Source organism: Abditibacteriota bacterium (assembly GCA_017552965.1).
In the GTDB taxonomy this organism is placed as follows: Bacteria; Armatimonadota; UBA5829; order UBA5829; family UBA5829; genus RGIG7931.
In genome coordinates this window covers 1-2,115 of record JAFZNQ010000110.1, presented here as the reverse complement: position 1 = coordinate 2,115, position 2,115 = coordinate 1, and the positions used below count along the sequence as shown (strand labels likewise).

The 2,115-nt window shown below is 56.4% G+C and carries 3 protein-coding genes; all 3 read right to left on the bottom strand.

Annotated features, from left to right (window positions below; all coding sequences use genetic code 11):
- The coding region (locus IK083_08985; GenBank protein ID MBR4749684.1) for an alpha-glucosidase/alpha-galactosidase at nucleotides 1–489 on the bottom strand (489 nt) is incomplete at its 3' end.
- A gap of 188 nt (nucleotides 490–677) precedes the next feature.
- Entirely contained in the window at nucleotides 678–1,838 is a 1,161-nt protein-coding gene (locus tag IK083_08980) for a hypothetical protein (protein ID MBR4749683.1), read from the bottom strand.
- A gap of 65 nt (nucleotides 1,839–1,903) precedes the next feature.
- On the bottom strand, nucleotides 1,904–2,115 hold a 212-nt coding region (locus IK083_08975), incomplete at its 5' end, for a hypothetical protein (protein ID MBR4749682.1).

Below are 2,115 nucleotides of genomic sequence, written 5' to 3'. Positions count from 1 at the left end.
CTGAGGATAGGCCTTCTGCATGGCGTTGCACAGCATGGCCATAGGATTGGTATAGTTGAGAAATATGGCCTTGGGGCACACCTCGCTGATGTCCTTGCAGATGTCCAGCATGACGGGTATGGTCCTCAGAGCGCGGAAAATGCCCGAGGGGCCTCTGGTGTCGCCTATGTTGGTGTTGACCCCGTATTTCATGGGTATCTCTATGTCGGACTTGAATATGTCCACGCCGCCCTGCAGGATGGTGCACACCACGCCGTCGGCGTCCCGGAGGGCCGACCGTCTGTTGGAATACTTCTTTATCCTGCAGGGATAGTGGCCCTTTTTCTTGATCTTGGTCACTGCCCTGTAGATAAAATCAAGCCTCTCGGGGTCTATATCCATCAGGCGGATCTCCGCGTCCGCCAGTTTGGGAAAGGTGAGAATGTCTTTTACAAGCCCGCGGGTAAAGCCAAAGCTGCCCGCTCCTATAAAGGTGATGATACGCGGCATGGCGCTGTCTCCTTGTCAAAGTGATTATCACTATTATTATACACCAAAAAGGGCGGCGCAAGCCCTTTTTTGCGCATAGTTTCTCCTGAAGTGGCTGCCCTTTCCCGGGAAAAAGCCGGATCGCCGGCCCGGCCGGCGGCCCGGACAAAAAAATATGCCGCAAACGCGGCATATATCACACTCTGTGTTTATTCCGTATAGGCAGGCTCTCTGGAGGTGTCGCTGTCAAAATCCCAGGCGTTGCTGTTGTAGTCGGGCAATATCACGTTCACCCGGGGATCCACAGGATCGCTGGTCCACAGCAGCCTCTTTTTGGTCCGCAGCTCCTTCCATATGCCCCTGAACTCCTGCTCCAGAGCAAAGCTCTGTTCGTCATAGTGGGCCAGATCGCCCTCCGACAGCTTCACCTTCCAGTGCTGCACCTTGCCGGACCCAAACTCCAGCCGGATCACGTTGTCTGTCAGAAAACGGCCGGCAGCGGGAGCGGGCGTCGCCTTCCCCGCGCCCGGATCCTGCACAGTGTAGGCCTCGTAGGTGTAGCTCAGATCCTTGCCCTCAAGACCGCCCGGATATATATACTGCGCGTAGAGCCGCACGCTGTTGCCGTAGAGCACTGCGTAGCCCTTGTCAGTCCTGCGCACGTCATACAGCTTGTCGGGAGAGGCGGTCAGATACATCATACGCTCTCCGTCGGAGAGAAAGCTCACAGTCCGGTCACCCAGACTGTATTTCAGCAGATAGCACCCGTTTGACTCCCCGCACACCTCGGGCGAGCCTTCGATGCCCGCGATGCTTGCATAGGTGTAGTAGTGGCGGTAGCCCACGGTGCAGAGGAAATGGTGGCCAAAGTTGATGCTGATCTCGTTTTCCTGTACGTTCCTCGCCCCCGTAAAGGGAGTGTCCTCCAGATAGGGCTTGCAGTAGGAGGGCATAGCCTCATGCATCTTCACCCAGCAGTCTTCCCGTTCCCACTGTGTCAGCTCGCCGTCGTCGGTGACGGTCATGCCGTCGTTATTGGCATGCCGGATGATCCTGATGTGGGGGGCCAGACCGCTGCCGGGAGAAGGAGCCTCCTCCTCATAGGCGTAGTCATTGTGAACGGCGAGAAAGTCTGTGTCCGTCTCGCTGCCGGCGGCCTCCGGCGCCAGGGCGTCGGGAACACCGTCTGCCGCCTCTTCCCCGGAGAAGGCCTCGCCTTCAGCAGAGGCAGCCTCTTCGAGCTGGCTGTCCACGTATTCTGCTATATATTCCGTGTCGGTCTGCTCTTCGGAGTCCTGGGGTTCCCCATAGAAGACTCCCGACACAGGCAACAGGAGCAGCGCCGCCGCCAAAACTATGTATTTTTTCATATCTTACTCCTCAAAGATCCGTCGGTCGCGCAGGACCTGGCCTGCAAATGGCCGACCGGCAACTTTTAGTAAACAACCGGCTCTATAGCGCGGACCTTGTTGAAATCGTGCGTCTTTATCCGCTCTTCAAAGGATACATATTGTTTGTTATCTCCCGTCAGATCCTTGTTGATCCACAGGAGCGGACAGTTCATCTCATCACGGGCGATCAGATTCTGTATCACGTCCTTTGTGGATTGCCTCACTCTGACGTGCCTGATGACCCCATCGTCATATT

Excerpts from the sequence above, each read along its gene's own strand:
- IK083_08980 (MBR4749683.1), bottom strand. The coding sequence starts at position 1,838 with ATGAAAAAATACATAGTTTTGGCGGCGGCGCTGCTCCTGTTGCCTGTG.